Origin of the sequence: Clostridium sp. L2-50 (genome assembly GCF_000154245.1) — a bacterium.
Classification (GTDB): domain Bacteria; phylum Bacillota; class Clostridia; order Lachnospirales; family Lachnospiraceae; genus Coprococcus.
In genome coordinates this window covers 111,993-129,464 of sequence record NZ_DS480312.1, presented here as the reverse complement: position 1 = coordinate 129,464, position 17,472 = coordinate 111,993, and the positions used below count along the sequence as shown (strand labels likewise).

The window sequence follows — 17,472 nt, the reverse complement described above, 5'->3', positions numbered from 1 at the left end:
TCACCTGACGGTGAATCGTTAAGTACCGACGTGTAGAAAGGTTTGCTTCACAATGTATATACGCTCCCTGTATTATTTTTTGTTAACATTCAGTTATTCACGTCGGTCTTTAGCGATAATGAAATGTATTTACTATTGAGAAGTGGAAACAAAAATGGAAGAGGGTATTACTATTATGAAGTAAGCCTGCCCACGCTGTGTAACTTCGAACTAACCTCGGCGGAAGCCTCGCTAAGTTCTCAGTTATTCGCGCTGGTGTAGGTTTGTACATATTAATATATGAAGTTAAAGCCATTAAAGTGGATATAAATAAAAGATGATAGATATTTTTGTGAAGCAAACCTATTTGAACGTCGGTTCTTAGCGATCCGCATAAGCGGGAGCTTAGTACCGTTACGTGAAAATAGAGCGAGAGCGTTTTGCGTAACAAAGAGTATCTATCATCTTTTATTTATAATGCCAAGCCGGTCTATAATACTTTCGAAAGGAAATCCTTCAGTCGAGGATTCTTCGGATTGCCAAAGAATTCTTCCGGCGTGCCGGTTTCAAGAATCTGTCCCTCATCGATGAAGAGGACTTTATTGGCAACCTCCTTTGCAAATCCCATTTCATGAGTAACCACGATCATGGTCATTCCCTCTTTTGCAAGATCCTTCATCAGGTCGAGAACTTCTCCAACCATTTCAGGATCAAGAGCAGAAGTCGGTTCATCGAATAGGATCACATCCGGATTCATAGCAAGAGCACGGATGATGGCAACTCGCTGTTTCTGACCACCGGATAAGGTAGAAGGATATACATCTGCTTTATCTTCCAGACCGATCCGTTTCAGAAGTTCTTCTGCCTTTGCTCTTGCCTCGGCAACGATCTGAGATTTACTTGTTGTAATCTCTATTTTCTCCTGCTTCTCTTTGCGGAACAGGTTCGTAAGCGGAAGCATACGATTATGACGCTTCGCTTTTTTCAGATCCTGACAACGCACCAGTACAGGAGCAAGCATGATATTCTGAATAACGGTTTTGTTGTTATACAGATTAAAATGTTGGAATACCATTCCCATATGACGACGGTGGATGTTGATATCAACCTTTGGGTCTGCAATATCGACACCATTGAAGATGATCTGACCGCCTGTTGGGTCTTCCATACAATTTAAACAGCGAAGAAATGTACTTTTACCAGAACCTGAAGGACCGATTACAACCATTATATCGCCTTTATCGATTGTGACATTGATGCCTCGTAAAACTTCATTGTCACCAAAGTGTTTTTCAAGATTAATGACGTCTATCACTCTTTCTCAGGCTCCTTTCCATAAGTTTGATACCAAGGCTGATCAGAAGCACCATCACAATGTAGATCAGTGCCATAACCAGATATGGGATCATGAATTCGTAGCTGTTACTACCAATATAGTTAAATGCTACATATAAGTCAGTAGCACCAACAAAGCTTACAACAGATGTTTCCTTGATCAAAGATATAAATTCATTTCCCAGAGTAGGAAGGATGTTTTTAACTGCCTGAGGAATCACAATCTTACGCATGGTCGTCGCAAAGCTAAGGCCCATGGCACGTCCGCCTTCCATCTGTCCGGGATCCACAGAAAGGATACCGCTTCGCATGATTTCGGAAATATAAGCACCACTGTTTAGACCAAATACAAGCATTGATACCTGTACACCGCTCATATGACCTCCTACGATAGGGAGCAGAACATAGTAAAACAGCAGTAACTGCACGACCATAGGAGTTCCACGGAAGAATCCGACATAGACGCTGCAGATTGCATCTAAAACTCGTGGCAGCCGTTTATATTTTGGAATGACGCGGACAGTTGCAATGATGGTTCCGATCAAAATACCGATGATCAGACCGATTATGGCGATGATAACGGTATTCTTCAGACCTTCAACAACCTTTACATATCCTCTGTTATCAATGAATATTTCTATGAACTTTTGTATTTTACTTGAAATGTCTCCCATGAAATATCCTTTCAATATCATTTATTTTCTTCACGCGAGAAACGCGTGATTCTTATAGCATATTTTTACTGCATAGCATTTAATGATTTTGTAATGGCAGCAGCAGGAGCTGAATCGATGATAACATAATTTAAATTTCCGTTTAATAAATCCTGAACTGCAAGTGAACCGTTCTTATAACCGGTAGATGTCATCTTAAGACCAGCGAATCCCCAGTCATCATCACCTTCGCAGTAGAACTGTCCGGTTGTACCTGTCTGGAAACCAATCTTGCTGCTTGAATCCTTAGCGTTAAGGATTGCATTTACATCATCGGCAGTCTTACATTCGTCAAATTCTGTGTTGTCTGATGGAACGATCAACTTCTGGGAAGCCTTGTAGTAAGAATCTGAGAAAGCTACATATTCTTCACGATCCGGCTTGATTGTAAGACCGGCCATAGCGATATCACATTTCTGCTGACCAACGGAGAGACATACAGCATCGAAATCCATGTTCTGGATAACCAGCTCCTTACCGAGTTTGTCAGCAAGTGCCTTAGCGATCTCCATATCGATTCCGTAGTAGTTCTCACCCTTTGTATACTCAAATGGTTCGAATGCAGCGTTTGTTGCTACAACTAACTGATCCTTGCTTGAGTCTAATGTAGCTGATTCAACAGCAACAGGCTCGCCATCACCGAAGTAGTGGTTGCAGATCTCTTCAAATGTGCCATCTGAATTCATATCTGCGATAAATGTATTAACCTCTTTTAATAAGTCAGGCTGTGTTTTGTCAACACCGAAAGCGTATTCCTCATCTGTGAGGTCAATCTCGATAACCTTAGCAGTCTTCTTATCAGAAGATTTGCTGTCGTCAGTTTTGCTTCCGCATGCTGTTAATGCAGTCATAGCCAGGGCTGCAGACATAGTAATTGCTAAAAATTTTTTAAGTTTCATTTTCATTACTTCCTTTCATTCTTTTCTGAATAAATATACCATTGTGTTTTGAAAAATGCAATTTATATATGCAAAAAAATGCTGAAAATTACAGGTTTTATGCAGGTTTTATAAATGCTTTTCGTATTTTCCGCCAATATGCATACCTTCTTTTACGACAACAAAGGCGTGTTCATCGATGTTTTTCAGTCCGCGGCGGAGATGAACACATTCATATTTGGAAAGGATCGTAACGATCATATAAGTTGTTTCTTCGGTATAACCACCACGCGCCTCCCACCAGGTTGCATCCCGGTGAAATTCGTTTACGATGTAATCAAGGATGGCTTCCGGTTCTTCTTTTGTATAGATCACAACTTCGGTATTGATGTTCTGCGTATGTGCTTTGTCAGTCATCAGAGTACTGACAGCGGAATAGATAATGCTGTATACGGCTGTCGGGATACCAAAAAGGATTGCACAGATGCCGTAGACAACAGCATTGACTGTCAAAGATACCTTTCCCACGCTGAAATTTTTGTATTTCTTGGTAAAGAACATACCGACGATATCCATACCGCCACTGGAGCCGCCGGAGCGTAAGGAGATACCGATGCCTGTACCGGCGAGAAGTCCACCCATAATGCTGGCAGTCAGGCTGTCATTGACCAGAGGTGTAGCCGGAATTGGAAATATACTTAAGAATATCGTCTGACTGATCAGGCAGACCAGTGTCCGGCTGAAGAAACTTTTGCCGATTGAGATATATGCCATGATAAATAAAGGTATATTTAAGATAAAGTTGATAATACCTGCGATATCGGTTCCTGATGCAAGCGATGGAAATACTTGGATCAGTAAGGTTCGTATGATCTGGCTGATACCAAGGACACCGCCGTTATACAGACTGGCGGGGACGATAAAGAAGTTGATTCCGGCGGCAAATAAAACCATGCCGCCGATCGCAGCAGCATTTCTCTGCCAGAGTGTTTTGTCTTTGAGATTCATATGCATGCCCTCCCTTTATTAATATTTGTACAGCTTGTGTAGATTATGAGCTTCAACCTGTTGATACTACCAATACAGGAACGCTTTTGTAAATATTTATATGTAGAGTATAAAATATTTCCGGTAAAAAAGCATCTAAAATATAAGGAAGACTTGATCATAAATTGCAGAATTACAGGTTGTGGGACGAAAGGGAATGCAGTACAATAGTGCAGGCAGTAAATATGTGTTAAGAGGATTAGAAGAATGAAAAAGATTTTATATTTTATAAAGAAGGAAACCGTTTTATCGATCGCGGTCGTACTGGCAGTGATGTCAGTATTTTTTGTAGCCCCTGACAGAGAATATATTTCATATATTGATTTCCGAACACTGGCAATCCTGTTCTGCCTTATGAGTATCGTTGCCGGTTTGAGGAATATTGGTGTGTTTGATAAATTAGCGGAACGGCTGTTAGCAAAGGTGCATGGGATCGGGGGAGTAACGGTGATCCTTATATGCCTGTGTTTCTTTATGTCGATGTTTATAACAAATGATGTATCACTTATTACATTTGTGCCGTTTACAATTATATTAATGAAGAAACGGAACCCGGATGTCGGTGGCAAATGGATGCTAAAAGTAATTGTCATGCAGACGATCGCGGCGAACCTTGGCAGTATGTTGACACCTCTTGGTAATCCTCAGAATCTGTATCTGTATGGAAAAGCAGGTATAGGTATTGCGGAGTTTTTAAAGATCATGCTACCGTATACAGTCTGTGCATTTGCTTTGTTAATTGCATGGATCGGTCTGGCATCCATGGTTCGAAAAAGAAAGTTAAGTCATGAAGAGAAGACAGAAATAAAGCAGAATAAAGGCTTAGACTCTGCTGAAGATAAAGCTTCAACGAAAAGACAGAAAGATCCGTTGGGGGCTTCCGGTTTAAAATGGGGGAAAAAGGATGCGGAATGGATTGAAAAATTTACAGCATATATTATTCTGTTTGTCATAAGTCTGCTTGCGGTTTCACATATTCTTCCGTATGGTGTGCCTTTCGCGTTAGTATTTTTATATTTGCTTCTGCGTGACCGGAAAATCCTGACACAGGTTGATTATTCTCTGTTATGTATTTTTATCGCGTTATTTATATTCATCGGTAATCTTGGACGTATCCCGGCATTCAGTCAACTGCTTTCGGATATATTGACCGGACGGGAGGTGGTCACTTCGGTAATTGCAAGTCAGGTAATGAGTAATGTTCCGGCTGCGATTCTGTTATCCGGATTTACAGACCATATCCGGGAGCTGGTGATCGGAACAAATCTCGGAGGACTTGGTACTTTGATAGCATCAATGGCAAGTCTGATCAGTTTCAAATATGTTGCGAGAGAAGACCGCTCGTTCCGTGGCAGATATTTTCTGGAATTTACAGTTGCAAATGTTATTTTCCTTTTTATAATGATGATTCTTTATCGTTTACTTTCTTAACATAATCAAGTAGAACAGCCGTGCTATGAGAGTAGTAGATATAGCGAACCAAACTGACAAAATTCTCAAGTGAGATAAAAACAGGAATATCGAACCTTTACGCAGAAGCAACAGAACTTCCGATAAATACGGGAGATACACAGTACAAGGCAGCAGTAAGGAATGATCCGAGACACAATTTTGCTAAAGAAGATAAAATAACAAAATATAGTCATTGTTTATACATGATTTTTTTGCTACAGAACAAAAAACGACAGTTCAGAACAAATAAATAGAAAATACCACTTTATCCCTTTAAACTGAAACCATCGTACGAAACAAACAACTGATGGCGCCTAAAGGGAAAGGGGAAATTCATGTTGTATGGACTTGATATTGTAGAGTGGTTAAAGAAGATATTAGGCTGGGGAAAGTAAAAATATAACATATAAAAGTGTTTGTTCGGAAAAATATGAAGCTATATTTGTATTCAACATATACATATAGAGATGACTATTTATTATAGAATAAAGGGGGGCGCAAAGTATTTGCCGGAAAGGGATGTTCTATAATAAAAAGATGCACCTAAGAGATATAGCTAAGTATAAAAAACAATATAGACTGCGGCAGTTGATGGATGCATCAACTGGAAAAATAGTTCAGGAACTCCTGAGCTATTTTTTTTGACTATTTTTGTCTAAGAATGTCGAATAACAAAGTTATTATTGTAAAAAGGAAGAAAACAATTTATTATTTTATATAACTTAAGTATGAAGGGAAAGGGGCAAAAGATGAATATCGTCATTTGTGATGATGAAAGAAAAGTAATTGAAGATGTAGGATCGATATGCAGAGAATGTTTATCTCCGGATGTCAAATTATATGGATTCCAGTCGGCGGAGAGTTTATTGAAAAATCTTGATAAGATAGAGGGGGATATTGATCTCTTTATATTAGATATAGAAATGCCGGGCAGGGATGGCTTATGGCTTAGAAAAGAGTTAGAACGATACAGGTATGGAAGCAGTATTATTTATCTGACAAGTCATGACGAGCTTGTGCAGGAAGCATTTGGAAGATATGTGATAGGATTTGTTGATAAAATCAGTTTTATGAAAAATAACAATAAACTGATTGAAAAGTTAAGGCTTTTTGAAGAAGAAATGAGTAATAGAGAAGTCCTTCATATAAAAAGTGACCAAGGTAATTTATATATTCACAAGGATAGAATTGTTATGATTACAGCGGAACATGTATATTCATATATAGAATACATGGTAGATGAAAAGATAAATGGAATTGGTGTGTTGGAAAGAAGTCTTGTTCGTAAATCATTAAAAGATTGGGAATCAGAGCTTGGGGGTAATTTCTTACGCATAAGTAAGAGTAACATTATTAATATGGAATACATCCAAAACTGCAATAAGAATATTGAGCTGCATGATGGGCGAATTATAAAAATTCCGAAGATGAATCAACTTAGATGTCAGGAAAGTTATTATAAATTTTGTGATAGAAGGATGAAGTGGAAATAAGTATGAAAATATTATTACTAAATAATTTATTGGATATTATGAAGTACATAACAATTTATTCTTTGATTTTTCATGGTAAAATTTATAAAAACAAAGCATCGGTTGTGAAGGCATTTATACTAACAGCTTTCTTGTTTATGCAAACATTTATTTTACAGAGTGGTAGTTTGATTATTTTAGTTTTTATTTCTTGTTTAATATTGTTGTGTTTGTATGAGGGAAAATACAAAAATAAAATTATTTTATTTTTGTTAACATGGATATCAGTGAATTATTTGGATACGATTTGCTACCTGTTTTTAGGTGGAGCTATAAGAGATAATGTTGTATGGTATTATTCGCATGCACCAGTAAATATAAAGTTAATTGAAAATATAGTTGCAGAATTCATAATATTATTAGTAGCATGGATATATACGAGGAATAATCATAAAAGATGGTTTGAAGCGAAACTTAATATTCGACAATGCATATTGTTGTTGGGAGCAATGCTGGGCTTATATATTGTTTTTATCACATTTATACTTTTTATGGCATATGGAGCACCAGATAAAAGAAATTTATTGAATATAATTTTAATTGCTTCTGCAATAATAACAATATCCTGCATCCTTGCCTTTTTCCTATATTCCAACCATTTGAAAAAAGAAAATGATCTGAAAACAAAGAATATTGAAGTTCAGGAAGAAAACGACGGCTTGCGGTTGGCGTTATATGCCAATATGGAAATGATGGATGATGATATGCGGCAATATCGTCATGATAATAGACATCATAGGGCGGTTCTTAAAGAATTGGCTTCTAAAGGAGACTTGGAGGAAATAAAAGATTACCTGGTACAGCTTTCAGAACAAGATGAAGATCTGAAGAAGAAAAATGTGCTATATACCGGAAATTATATGGTGGATGCCATCATAAATGGAATTATTGCGAAAGAGGCTTATTCAGATGTTAAGTTCCATTGTGAAGGTAAGTTGCCACGAAAATTAATGATTCAGGATGTTGACTTGAGCGGACTGCTTTCGAATGGTTTGGAAAACGCAGCGGAAGCCTGTTTGCATAGTAATGGTGATAAGTGCGTTCTGTTCAAAGCTGCAAGTTATGAGAACATGATTCATTTTGAGATTAAGAATACATATGACAGTACAAGATATAAAGCACTTTCAAAAGGAGATTTTGAAACAACAAAGAAGGATAGTGAATATCATGGATATGGAATAGAAAGTATGCGTCGTATTGTAAAGAAATATGATGGTAAGCTGGAGTATATCGTAGAACCGGAGTGGGTGATTACAGATATATACTTACAGCAAAAAGATGAAATATAAAAAATATGCTTAGAAACAAAAAGTCCTATGATCTGTTGCGTGATTGTGTAAGCCGGTTAGCAGACCATAGGATTCTTTTTCCTTGGTTTGTAGGTTTGTCAAACATATGTTACACAGATGCCAGATAATCCTTTAGTACCTGATTTGGAGATTTCCATCCTAATGGACGCATAGGAAAGTTGTTATAATCCCTGCGATTATACACTTTCAACTGTTTGGCAAAGTCCTCAAAAGAATAAAAAGTATGAGTTGCATAAAAACGCTCATTATCCTTTCGGTGGCTTCTTTCAACTTTCCCGTTATGTCGTGGTGTAAAGGGTCGTATAACTTTATGGCGAATCCCATGCTGCTTCAGATGCACCTGAAATAGTGTGGGTTTATCACGGTGAGTGGTAAAACGATTTGTAAATTCTGCTCCATTATCAGTTTGGATACATTGAATGGGTAACGGAAAGGCTTTCACCAGATGCTCTATAAACATAGCAGAAGAATACGTGTTGTGTTCTTCAAAAGCCTCTACGAAACGCCATCTGGAATACTCGTCAATGGCAGTATACTGAAAGAATTGTTTGCCGATGACCTTGGGGTTTTTGAGGCATGCAGAAGGAACAAATTTTACATCAACCTGTATGCGTTGTCCCGGATAATCCATCTGTTCGTAAGGCTTTGGAATATATTTAGGATTTGGCGGATGAACTGCCATAATTCCCTGCTTACGGAGAAATCTGTATAGTCCAGGGATGGAACGGGAGTAACCACGCTGCTTGAGTTTAACCCAAAAGACAACAAGACCGGCATTGGGATTGCGTCTGCGCATATCAAAGATCAGCTTGATCTCTTCAGGGGTATGTTGGTTTGGATGATGATGGGGTCTGCGAGAGCGGTCACGAAGGGACTCAATAGAACCATCATAACGTCGTTTCCAACGATAAATGTATTGACGGTTGGTTTTATATTTGATAGCAGCTTTGGTGACACCAAACCTTTCAGCGTATTTGATTAAGGATAGACGATACCGCATATCTTGTGTTATAGTAGCCATAGCAGAGAACTCCTTTTTTGTTTTTTTGTTGTGGTGACTAAAATATAACACAAAAGAAGCATCTCTGCTTTTTTTATATTCAGTTGTAACACATGTATTGTAATCCTACAACCATAGGATTCTTTTTCCTTGGTTTCTCTTGACAGGAGTAAAATATAATAGTAACATTAAAAATAAGAAATGGGTTTTCACCGTACAGTTTTATAACTCAAGCGGGCTGCTCGTTTCTTTTTTTATTGTTGTAATATCATGGAGATATTTTTTCCCATCTTCGGAGTGTTTTATTAGAAGAATGGCTGTAAATATATTGTATCTGATTAAAAGGCCGGTTTTGTCATCATAAACAGGAATTCCAAATCTGATATCGTATCGATACCAGCCGTATTTAGCGTCCTTGATATGTTTCCTTTCTTTGTTTTCTTCCCATCTCGGATTTTGAGCAATTTGTATTAGTTCAGGAATTCCTTGTGAAGCAGATGCTTTTGCTTTTTTCCTGGCGCCTTTTAAGGCGAGTCGGCTATTTGATCCGGAATATTCGGATGGAAAGTCTGGTCCGATATAAACAAACTCTGAGGTTTCTGTAATTTCATAGCAGTCGGAAATGTAATCTTTAAGATATATTTCAATTTGTTTCCAATCATCTTTTGTTAGTCCTTTAAATTTTTTATCATTAATGATAACAATTTTTCTGTTATTTTCATCTGTTATGATATTTACATTTCTATTTGAAGTCATAAGTAGATATTTTTCTCCTTTATGGATTGTATTTCATTAATTTAATTTCTGGCGCCTGTTTTGTCGACAAGGTCAGCTTACCAGAAATAAAGGAAAAAAGTTTGTAAATGTAATGAATGGTATGTCTGGATGTAATAACTTGCACTTTATAGTATTTTGCTAAAAGTATGGGTGAAAAATTATAAACTTGTTTTCCCTCTGATATCCGTTACAATCAGACTTGGAGAGATGACGGCAGAACAGATAACATGTATATTTTATAGAAGTCCGGATATGGCAGAAATGATGTATCTGGACTTTTTTGCCTCAATAATATCCCTGATATAGCACCGAAAACAGGCGGCGCTTTATTAGGTATCCGTATTTTCCCATTGAGAAAACCAACCATTTTACATATAATTGAAGCGTGGAATAAATGCAGAACAACCGTCGGATGATGGTGATAAGATATACGAAAGGAGCATAGATAAATGGAAGAAAATAAAACGTATATAGCGATTGATCTGAAATCCTTCTATGCTTCCGTAGAATGTAGAGAGCGGAACAGAGATCCCCTGACGACAAATCTGGTAGTGGCAGATCCGAGCCGGACGGAGAAAACGATCTGCCTTGCGGTATCTCCATCCCTTAAGGCATATGGAATACCGGGCAGGGCGAGACTATTTGAGGTTGTTCAGAAGGTGCGAGAAGCAAATAATATAAGAAGACGGAATATACCGGATCATCATTTTACCGGAGCATCGGATGACAGCACGAAGCTGGGGACAGATCCGACTCTTCAGCTGGATTATATTATTGCTCCGCCGCGCATGGCGCTTTATATGGAATACAGTACACGGATCTACGACATTTATTTGAAATACATTGCACCGGAGGATATCCATATTTATTCGGTGGATGAGGTATTTATGGATGTGACCGGCTATCTGAATACCTATCATATGACAGCCAGAGAGCTTGCTATGACGATGATACAGGATGTGTTAAAGACGACAGGAATCACAGCGACGGCGGGAATCGGAACCAATCTGTATCTTTGTAAGATCGCGATGGATATTGTGGCGAAGCATATCGAACCGGATAAGGATGGAGTGCGGATCGCGGAGCTGGATGAAATGTCATACCGCAGGAAGCTCTGGAGTCACAAGCCGATCACAGATTTCTGGCGTGTCGGTCAGGGCTACGCGAAGAAATTAGCCGAATATGGACTATACACGATGGGCGATGTGGCGAGATGCTCGGTCGGAAAGACAAATGAATTATATAATGAAGATTTACTGTATAAGCTATTTGGCATTAATGCAGAGCTGCTGATCGATCATGCATGGGGATATGAGCCTTGCACGATGGAGCAGATCAAGGCATATAAACCGGAGACAAATAGTATTTGCACCGGACAGGTACTGCATTGTCCGTATGATTTTGATAAGACAAGGCTGGTTGTGAAGGAAATGACCGATCTTATGGCGCTTGATCTGGTGGACAAGGGACTTGTTACGGATCAGATCGTGCTTACGATCGGATATGATATTGATAATCTGACAGATCCGGCGAGAAAGAAGAGATATAAAGGCGCTGTTACAACGGATCGTTATGGACGAAAGGTTCCGAAGCATGCGCATGGAACGATCAATCTGAAGCGGCAGACCTCATCGACGCAGATGCTTATGGATGCGGTAATGGAACTGTATGACCGGATCGTTGACAAGGATCTTTTGATCCGGAGGATCAATATTACCGCGAATAAACTGGCGGATGAACATACTGTCGCGAATGACGATGCGTATGAGCAGCTTGATTTTTTTACAGATTATGAGGCTGTAAAAAAACAAAGGGAAAAAGAGGAAGCAGATCTGGATCGGGAACGTCACATGCAGGAAGCTATGCTCAGTATTAAGAAAAAATATGGGAAAAATGCAATTCTGAAGGGGATGAACCTGCAGGAGGGAGCAACGGCGAAAGACAGAAATGCACAGATCGGCGGACATAAGGCATAAAGAGGTATATATAACATGCAGGATCAGAACAACCATAAATATGATGATATCATTCATTTGGAACACCCTGTTTCAAAGACACATCCGCAGATGTCACTCTATGACCGGGCGGCACAATTTGCGCCATTTGCAGCATTGACAGGACATGCGGCGGCGATTCGTGAGACTGCCAGACGGACAGATGAGAAACGGGTGCTCAGTGATGAAGTATTGGAAGAATTGAATGAGAAACTAAACATTATTTCAGCAAATATAGGTACAGAACAGTTAGTGGATATTACCTATTTCGTACAGGATGAGAGAAAAGCCGGAGGAGAATATGTTACGCATTCCGGTATCGTTAAGCGAATCGATCTGTACAGGAGAGCGGTGATCATGGCAGATGCAACGATCATACCGATTGAAGATATCAGTCGGATAGAAAGCGATCTGTTTTCCGGTTTGGAGTAACGTAAAAATCATATGATAATATGATAATGCCTGAAAATTACACCTTTACAGTATTTGTTAATAGATGCTATAATGGACCATATTGTGCGATTTCGGCAGTGTAGTATTCCTGAGTCTTGTGTGGAGAGTCGGGAAAAGAGAAAGGAAGGATAAAAACGTGTTTAAGATTGTTAGAACAGAAGCGTTGACAGATGCAATCTATCTTATGGACGTGGAAGCACCAAGAGTAGCAAAGAATTGTCTTCCGGGTCAGTTTGTAATCGTAAGAGGCTCAGAAGATGGAGAGAGAATTCCTCTTACAATCTGCGATTATTCAAGAGAAGCAGGCACGATCACTATTGTATTCCAGGTAGTAGGTGCAGCAACAGAGATGATGAAGAATTTAAAGGCTGGAGACAGCTTTACAGATTTTGTTGGACCGCTTGGCCGTCCGTCGGAATTAGTAGAAGAAGATTTAGAGACATTAAAGAATAAGAAGATCTTATTTGTAGCCGGTGGTGTAGGAACCGCACCTGTATATCCACAGGTAAAATGGTTACATGAGCATGGAGTAGCCGCTGATGTTATCATCGGTGGAAGATCCAAAGAGCTTATCATTCTGGAAGAGCAGATGAAGGCAGTTGCCGGAAATCTCTACATTACAACAGACGATGGTTCATATGGAAGCAAGGGCGTTGTTACAAATGAGATTCAGAAGCTTGTAGACGCAGGCAACAAATATGATGTATGCGTAGCAATCGGACCGATGATCATGATGAAGTTCGTTTGTAAGCTTACAAAAGAGCTTGAGATCCCTACAGTTGTCAGCCTGAATCCGATCATGGTAGACGGTACCGGTATGTGTGGTGCATGCCGAGTAACAGTTGGCGGCGAAGTAAAATTCGCATGTGTAGACGGACCTGAATTTGACGGACATCTTGTAAACTTCGAAGAAGCTATGGAGCGTCAGCAGATCTATAAGACACAGGAAGGCAGAGCATATCTTGCAGCCAAGGAAGGCGACACCCATCATGGTGGATGCGGACAGTGTGGAGGTGACAAATAATGGACGTTTTAAATAGAGTACCGGTTCGTGAACAGGAACCTGCGGTTCGTGCAAAGAATTTTGAAGAAGTATGTTACGGATATAATGAAGAAGAAGCAATGGCAGAAGCAGCAAGATGTATTGGCTGTAAGAATGCACAGTGTGTAAAGGGCTGTCCTGTTTCTATTGATATTCCTGGATTTATCGCTCATGTAAAGAAGGGCGAATTTGCAGAGGCATTCCAGGTGATCAGCAAATCATCAGCACTCCCTGCTGTATGTGGCCGTGTATGTCCACAGGAGACACAGTGTGAAGGTAAATGTATCAGAGGTATCAAGGGCGATCCTGTATCTATCGGTAAACTGGAGCGTTTCGTTGCTGATTGGGCAAGAGAGCATGGCATTAAGCCGGAACCGGCAGCAGAGAAGAATGGCAAGAAGGTTGCAGTTATCGGTTCCGGTCCATCCGGTCTTACCTGTGCAGGAGATCTTGCAAAGATGGGTTACGATGTAACAATCTTTGAAGCACTTCATGAGACAGGCGGCGTACTGGTTTATGGTATCCCTGAATTCCGTCTTCCAAAAGATGGCGTAGTAAAGAAAGAAATCGAAAATGTAAAATCCTTAGGTGTTAAGATTGAGACTGACGTTGTAGTCGGTAAATCTGTAACGATAGATGAATTAATGGAGGAGGAAGGCTTCTCAGCAGTATTTATCGGTTCCGGTGCAGGACTTCCTAAGTTCATGGGTATTCCGGGTGAGAATGCAAATGGTGTATTCTCAGCAAATGAGTACCTGACAAGAAGTAACCTGATGAAGGCTTACAAGGAAGGCTCTAACACACCTATCATGGTTGGTAAGAAGGTTGCCGTTGTCGGCGGTGGTAATGTAGCAATGGATGCTGCAAGAACGGCACTTCGACTTGGTGCTGAGACACATATTGTATATAGACGTAGTGAAGAAGAACTTCCTGCCAGAGTAGAAGAAGTACATCATGCAAAAGAAGAGGGAATCATTTTTGATCTCCTTACAAATCCAACTGAGATCCTTGAAGACGAAAAGGGTTGGGTTAAGGGCATGAAATGTGTCAAGATGGAACTTGGTGAGCCGGATGCATCAGGCAGAAGAAGACCGGTTGAGATTCCTGGTTCTGAGTTCGTCATGGATGTGGATGCGGTTATCATGTCACTTGGTACTTCACCAAACCCACTGATCTCATCTACAACAAAGGGACTTGATACAAATAAGTGGAAATGTATCGTTGCCGATGAGACAAACGGACAGACCACAAAGACAGGTGTATATGCCGGTGGTGATGCAGTTACCGGTGCAGCTACAGTTATCCTTGCTATGGGAGCCGGAAAGGCAGCAGCAAAGGGCATTGACGAGTACCTCAAAGGACTCAATTAATATATAGTCTTTGAAACAAAATAAAGGATGGTATTATCTATTATTCCGCAAGACGTTTAATAGTAATACCATCCATTTATTTTTGGATTTGTATACCGATTAAAAAAATGGAGTCTATTTTGAGATGCGGTATAAAGTGATAGAACTATGCTCACGAGATATTGAATATAAAATTATTAAAAATATACTGAGAAGAGGTTATGACATTGAAGGAATATATTGCAAGAGATGACGCGTTTGAATTACTGAAGAAATATAATAAAGATCCATTCCATATTCAGCATGCGCTTACAGTTGAGGCTGTTATGAAATGGTATGCAAATGAACTTGGCTATGGTGAAGATGCTGAATACTGGGGCATCGTAGGTCTGCTTCATGATATTGATTTTGAACTGTATCCGGCAGAGCATTGTCTGAAAGCACCGGAGCTGTTAAGAGATGGTGGTGTGTCAGAGGATATTATTCATGCGGTCTGTTCTCATGGTTATGGAATTACAGTGGAATGTGGTACAACCATCGATGTAGAGCCGGTTCATGAGATGGAGAAGGTTCTGTTTGCAGCAGATGAACTGACAGGCCTGATCTGGGCAGCGGCATTGATGCGTCCGTCAAAGAGTACAAAGGATATGGAACTGAAGTCACTGAAGAAGAAATATAAGAGCAAAGGATTTGCCGCAGGTTGTTCCAGAGAAGTGATTGAACGTGGTGCTGCACAGCTTAACTGGGAGCTTGAGAAGCTTCTGACTATGACATTACAGGCAATGGCAGCAACGGAGGATGAGATCAAGGCAGAGATGGAAGACCTGTAAATTCCGCTAATTTGCTAGCACTTTAGCGCATTGCAACTTAAGAAAATCCTGCTTTTTCATTAAAAAGATAAAAAAATTCATAAAAATCATATTTTTACTTGATAAATTCAAGTCTATTGTTTATAATCTTAAGTGGAAATTTTCTTAAAGAGAAAATACTACTCCAAATGAATTTCGCAGAGATGCGATTTACTTATAATTAATTTAAGGAGGATTTTAAGATGTCATACGTTGATGAAGTGCTGGAGATCGTAAAGAAGAAAAATGCTGACCAGCCAGAATTTTTACAGGCAGTAACAGAGGTTCTTGATTCACTTAGACCTTGTATCGATGCAAACGAGGAGCTCTACAGAAAGAATGCGATTCTTGAAAGAATCACAGAGCCGGACAGACAGATCATGTTCAGAGTACCTTGGGTAGATGACAATGGACAGGTTCAGGTAAACAGAGGTTTCCGTGTACAGTTTAACAATTCTATTGGACCATACAAGGGAGGATTAAGACTTCATCCTTCAGTTAATTTAGGTATTATCAAGTTCCTTGGATTTGAGCAGGTATTTAAGAATTCACTGACAACACTTCCAATCGGTGGTGGTAAAGGTGGTTCTGATTTTGATCCTAAGGGCAAATCAGATAGAGAGATCATGGCATTCTGCCAGAGCTTTATGACAGAGCTTTGCAAGTACATCGGAGCAGATGTCGATGTTCCTGCTGGTGATATCGGAACAGGCGGAAGAGAGATCGGTTTCTTATTCGGACAGTATAAGAGAATCCGTGGATCCTACGAAGGTGTTCTTACAGGTAAGGGACTTACATATGGTGGATCACTTGCTCGTACAGAAGCTACAGGATATGGTTTATTATACTTAACAAACGCATTATTAAAGGATCATGGTATTGATATCGCTGGTAAGACTTGTATCGTATCTGGTGCTGGTAACGTTGCAATCTACGCAATCCAGAAGGCACATCAGTTAGGCGCTAAGTGTGTAACATGCTCCGATTCAACAGGTTGGATTTATGATCCGGAAGGAATCGATGTTGACTTACTTAAGGAAGTTAAGGAAGTTAAGAGAGCACGTCTTACAGAGTACGCAGCAGCCAGACCAAGCGCTGAATACCATGAGAAGAAGAACGGCGAGCATGGTGTATGGAATGTTAAGGGTGATATCGCATTACCATGTGCTACTCAGAACGAGTTAGACTTAGACGATGCTAAGGCATTAGTTGCAAATGGTGTTATCTCTGTAACAGAGGGTGCTAATATGCCTACAACATTAGAGGCTACTAAGTACTTACAGGAGAATGGCGTATTATTCGTAGGTGGTAAGGCTGCTAACGCCGGTGGTGTTGCTACATCTGCACTTGAAATGAGCCAGAACTCAGAGAGACTTTCATGGACATTTGAAGAAGTTGACGGCAAGTTAAAGGGAATCATGGAGACAATCTACGCAAACATCAGCGACGCTGCTAAGCGTTACGGTGTAGAAGGCGACTATGTTGCAGGTGCTAACATTGCCGGTTTCGAAAAGGTTGTAGAAGCTATGCTTGCTCAGGGTGTTTGCTAATCAAATACCGGTCAAAATCTAACAATAATTATTATATAGTAAATGTTAATATAAGACCCCGGAATCGTGATATGCGTTTGCAAGAAAGACATTGCAGAAAAGTAATTTCTATAACGCTTTATTTCGGCATATGCAGATAAAATCTATAATGATTTTATGGAAAGTTTTTGATTGAATCTATGGAGACCTTTTCGTATAATATAGATATTGTAT

At 39.7% G+C, this 17,472-nt stretch carries 15 protein-coding genes; 9 read left to right on the top strand and 6 right to left on the bottom strand.

Annotation, left to right across the window (positions count from 1 at the left end; genetic code table 11):
* Nucleotides 1-469: 469 nt before the first annotated feature.
* From CLOL250_RS00735 to CLOL250_RS00720, 4 genes are all read right to left on the bottom strand, one after another.
* On the bottom strand, nucleotides 470-1,294 hold the full coding sequence (locus tag CLOL250_RS00735) for an amino acid ABC transporter ATP-binding protein (RefSeq protein WP_008399945.1): 825 nt from the start codon (nucleotides 1,292-1,294) through the stop codon (nucleotides 470-472).
* On the bottom strand, nucleotides 1,278-2,009 hold the full coding sequence (locus CLOL250_RS00730) for an amino acid ABC transporter permease (protein WP_008399944.1): 732 nt from the start codon (nucleotides 2,007-2,009) through the stop codon (nucleotides 1,278-1,280). The genes CLOL250_RS00735 and CLOL250_RS00730 overlap by 17 nt, the downstream gene beginning before the upstream one ends.
* A gap of 44 nt (nucleotides 2,010-2,053) precedes the next feature.
* A complete protein-coding gene (locus tag CLOL250_RS00725) occupies nucleotides 2,054-2,926 on the bottom strand; it encodes a transporter substrate-binding domain-containing protein (RefSeq protein ID WP_044944546.1) in 873 nt (290 codons plus the stop codon).
* A 108-nt stretch (nucleotides 2,927-3,034) separates the two neighbouring features.
* Nucleotides 3,035-3,913 carry a YitT family protein gene (locus tag CLOL250_RS00720; protein ID WP_044944542.1) on the bottom strand — a complete coding sequence of 293 codons (879 nt, stop codon included), beginning with the start codon at nucleotides 3,911-3,913 and terminating at the stop codon, nucleotides 3,035-3,037.
* A gap of 246 nt (nucleotides 3,914-4,159) precedes the next feature.
* Between CLOL250_RS00720 and CLOL250_RS00715 the strand changes: the two genes are divergently transcribed.
* The 3 genes from CLOL250_RS00715 to CLOL250_RS13595 all read left to right on the top strand — a co-directional run bounded on the left by CLOL250_RS00715 (nucleotide 4,160) and on the right by CLOL250_RS13595 (nucleotide 8,225).
* Nucleotides 4,160-5,383, top strand: coding sequence for an SLC13 family permease (locus tag CLOL250_RS00715; protein WP_008399937.1), 1,224 nt, complete (start codon nucleotides 4,160-4,162; stop codon nucleotides 5,381-5,383).
* Nucleotides 5,384-6,132: 749 nt separating this feature from the next.
* Complete coding sequence (locus tag CLOL250_RS00710) at nucleotides 6,133-6,897, top strand: LytR/AlgR family response regulator transcription factor (RefSeq protein ID WP_008399935.1); 765 nt, start codon at nucleotides 6,133-6,135, stop codon at nucleotides 6,895-6,897.
* Between the two features lie 2 nt (nucleotides 6,898-6,899).
* Entirely contained in the window at nucleotides 6,900-8,225 is a 1,326-nt protein-coding gene (locus CLOL250_RS13595; RefSeq protein ID WP_084770623.1) for a sensor histidine kinase, read from the top strand.
* 109 nt (nucleotides 8,226-8,334) lie between these two features.
* Here the strand turns inward: CLOL250_RS13595 and CLOL250_RS00700 are convergent, their stop codons facing one another.
* The gene (locus CLOL250_RS00700; RefSeq protein ID WP_044944537.1) at nucleotides 8,335-9,267 is read right to left on the bottom strand and encodes a DDE-type integrase/transposase/recombinase; all 933 of its coding nucleotides are present in this window, start codon (nucleotides 9,265-9,267) and stop codon (nucleotides 8,335-8,337) included.
* A gap of 201 nt (nucleotides 9,268-9,468) precedes the next feature.
* Complete coding sequence (locus CLOL250_RS00695; RefSeq protein ID WP_008399932.1) at nucleotides 9,469-10,002, bottom strand: hypothetical protein; 534 nt, start codon at nucleotides 10,000-10,002, stop codon at nucleotides 9,469-9,471.
* Between the two features lie 470 nt (nucleotides 10,003-10,472).
* Here CLOL250_RS00695 and CLOL250_RS00690 point away from each other — a divergent pair, with 470 nt between their 5' ends.
* The 6 genes from CLOL250_RS00690 (at nucleotide 10,473) to gdhA (ending at nucleotide 17,259) form a co-directional block, all read left to right on the top strand.
* Nucleotides 10,473-11,999, top strand: a complete 1,527-nt coding sequence (locus tag CLOL250_RS00690) for a Y-family DNA polymerase (protein ID WP_008399929.1) — start codon at nucleotides 10,473-10,475, stop codon at nucleotides 11,997-11,999.
* A gap of 15 nt (nucleotides 12,000-12,014) precedes the next feature.
* Nucleotides 12,015-12,449, top strand: a complete 435-nt coding sequence (locus tag CLOL250_RS00685; RefSeq protein WP_008399925.1) for a hypothetical protein — start codon at nucleotides 12,015-12,017, stop codon at nucleotides 12,447-12,449.
* Nucleotides 12,450-12,606: 157 nt separating this feature from the next.
* Complete coding sequence (locus CLOL250_RS00680) at nucleotides 12,607-13,494, top strand: sulfide/dihydroorotate dehydrogenase-like FAD/NAD-binding protein (protein ID WP_044944533.1); 888 nt, start codon at nucleotides 12,607-12,609, stop codon at nucleotides 13,492-13,494.
* Nucleotides 13,494-14,882, top strand: a complete 1,389-nt coding sequence (gene gltA, locus CLOL250_RS00675; protein WP_008399923.1) for an NADPH-dependent glutamate synthase — start codon at nucleotides 13,494-13,496, stop codon at nucleotides 14,880-14,882. The genes CLOL250_RS00680 and gltA overlap by 1 nt, the downstream gene beginning before the upstream one ends.
* Before the next feature lie 200 nt (nucleotides 14,883-15,082).
* A complete protein-coding gene (locus CLOL250_RS00670; protein WP_008399922.1) occupies nucleotides 15,083-15,691 on the top strand; it encodes an HD domain-containing protein in 609 nt (202 codons plus the stop codon).
* 221 nt (nucleotides 15,692-15,912) lie between these two features.
* Entirely contained in the window at nucleotides 15,913-17,259 is a 1,347-nt protein-coding gene (gene gdhA / locus CLOL250_RS00665) for an NADP-specific glutamate dehydrogenase (protein ID WP_008399921.1), read from the top strand.
* Nucleotides 17,260-17,472 lie beyond the last annotated feature (213 nt).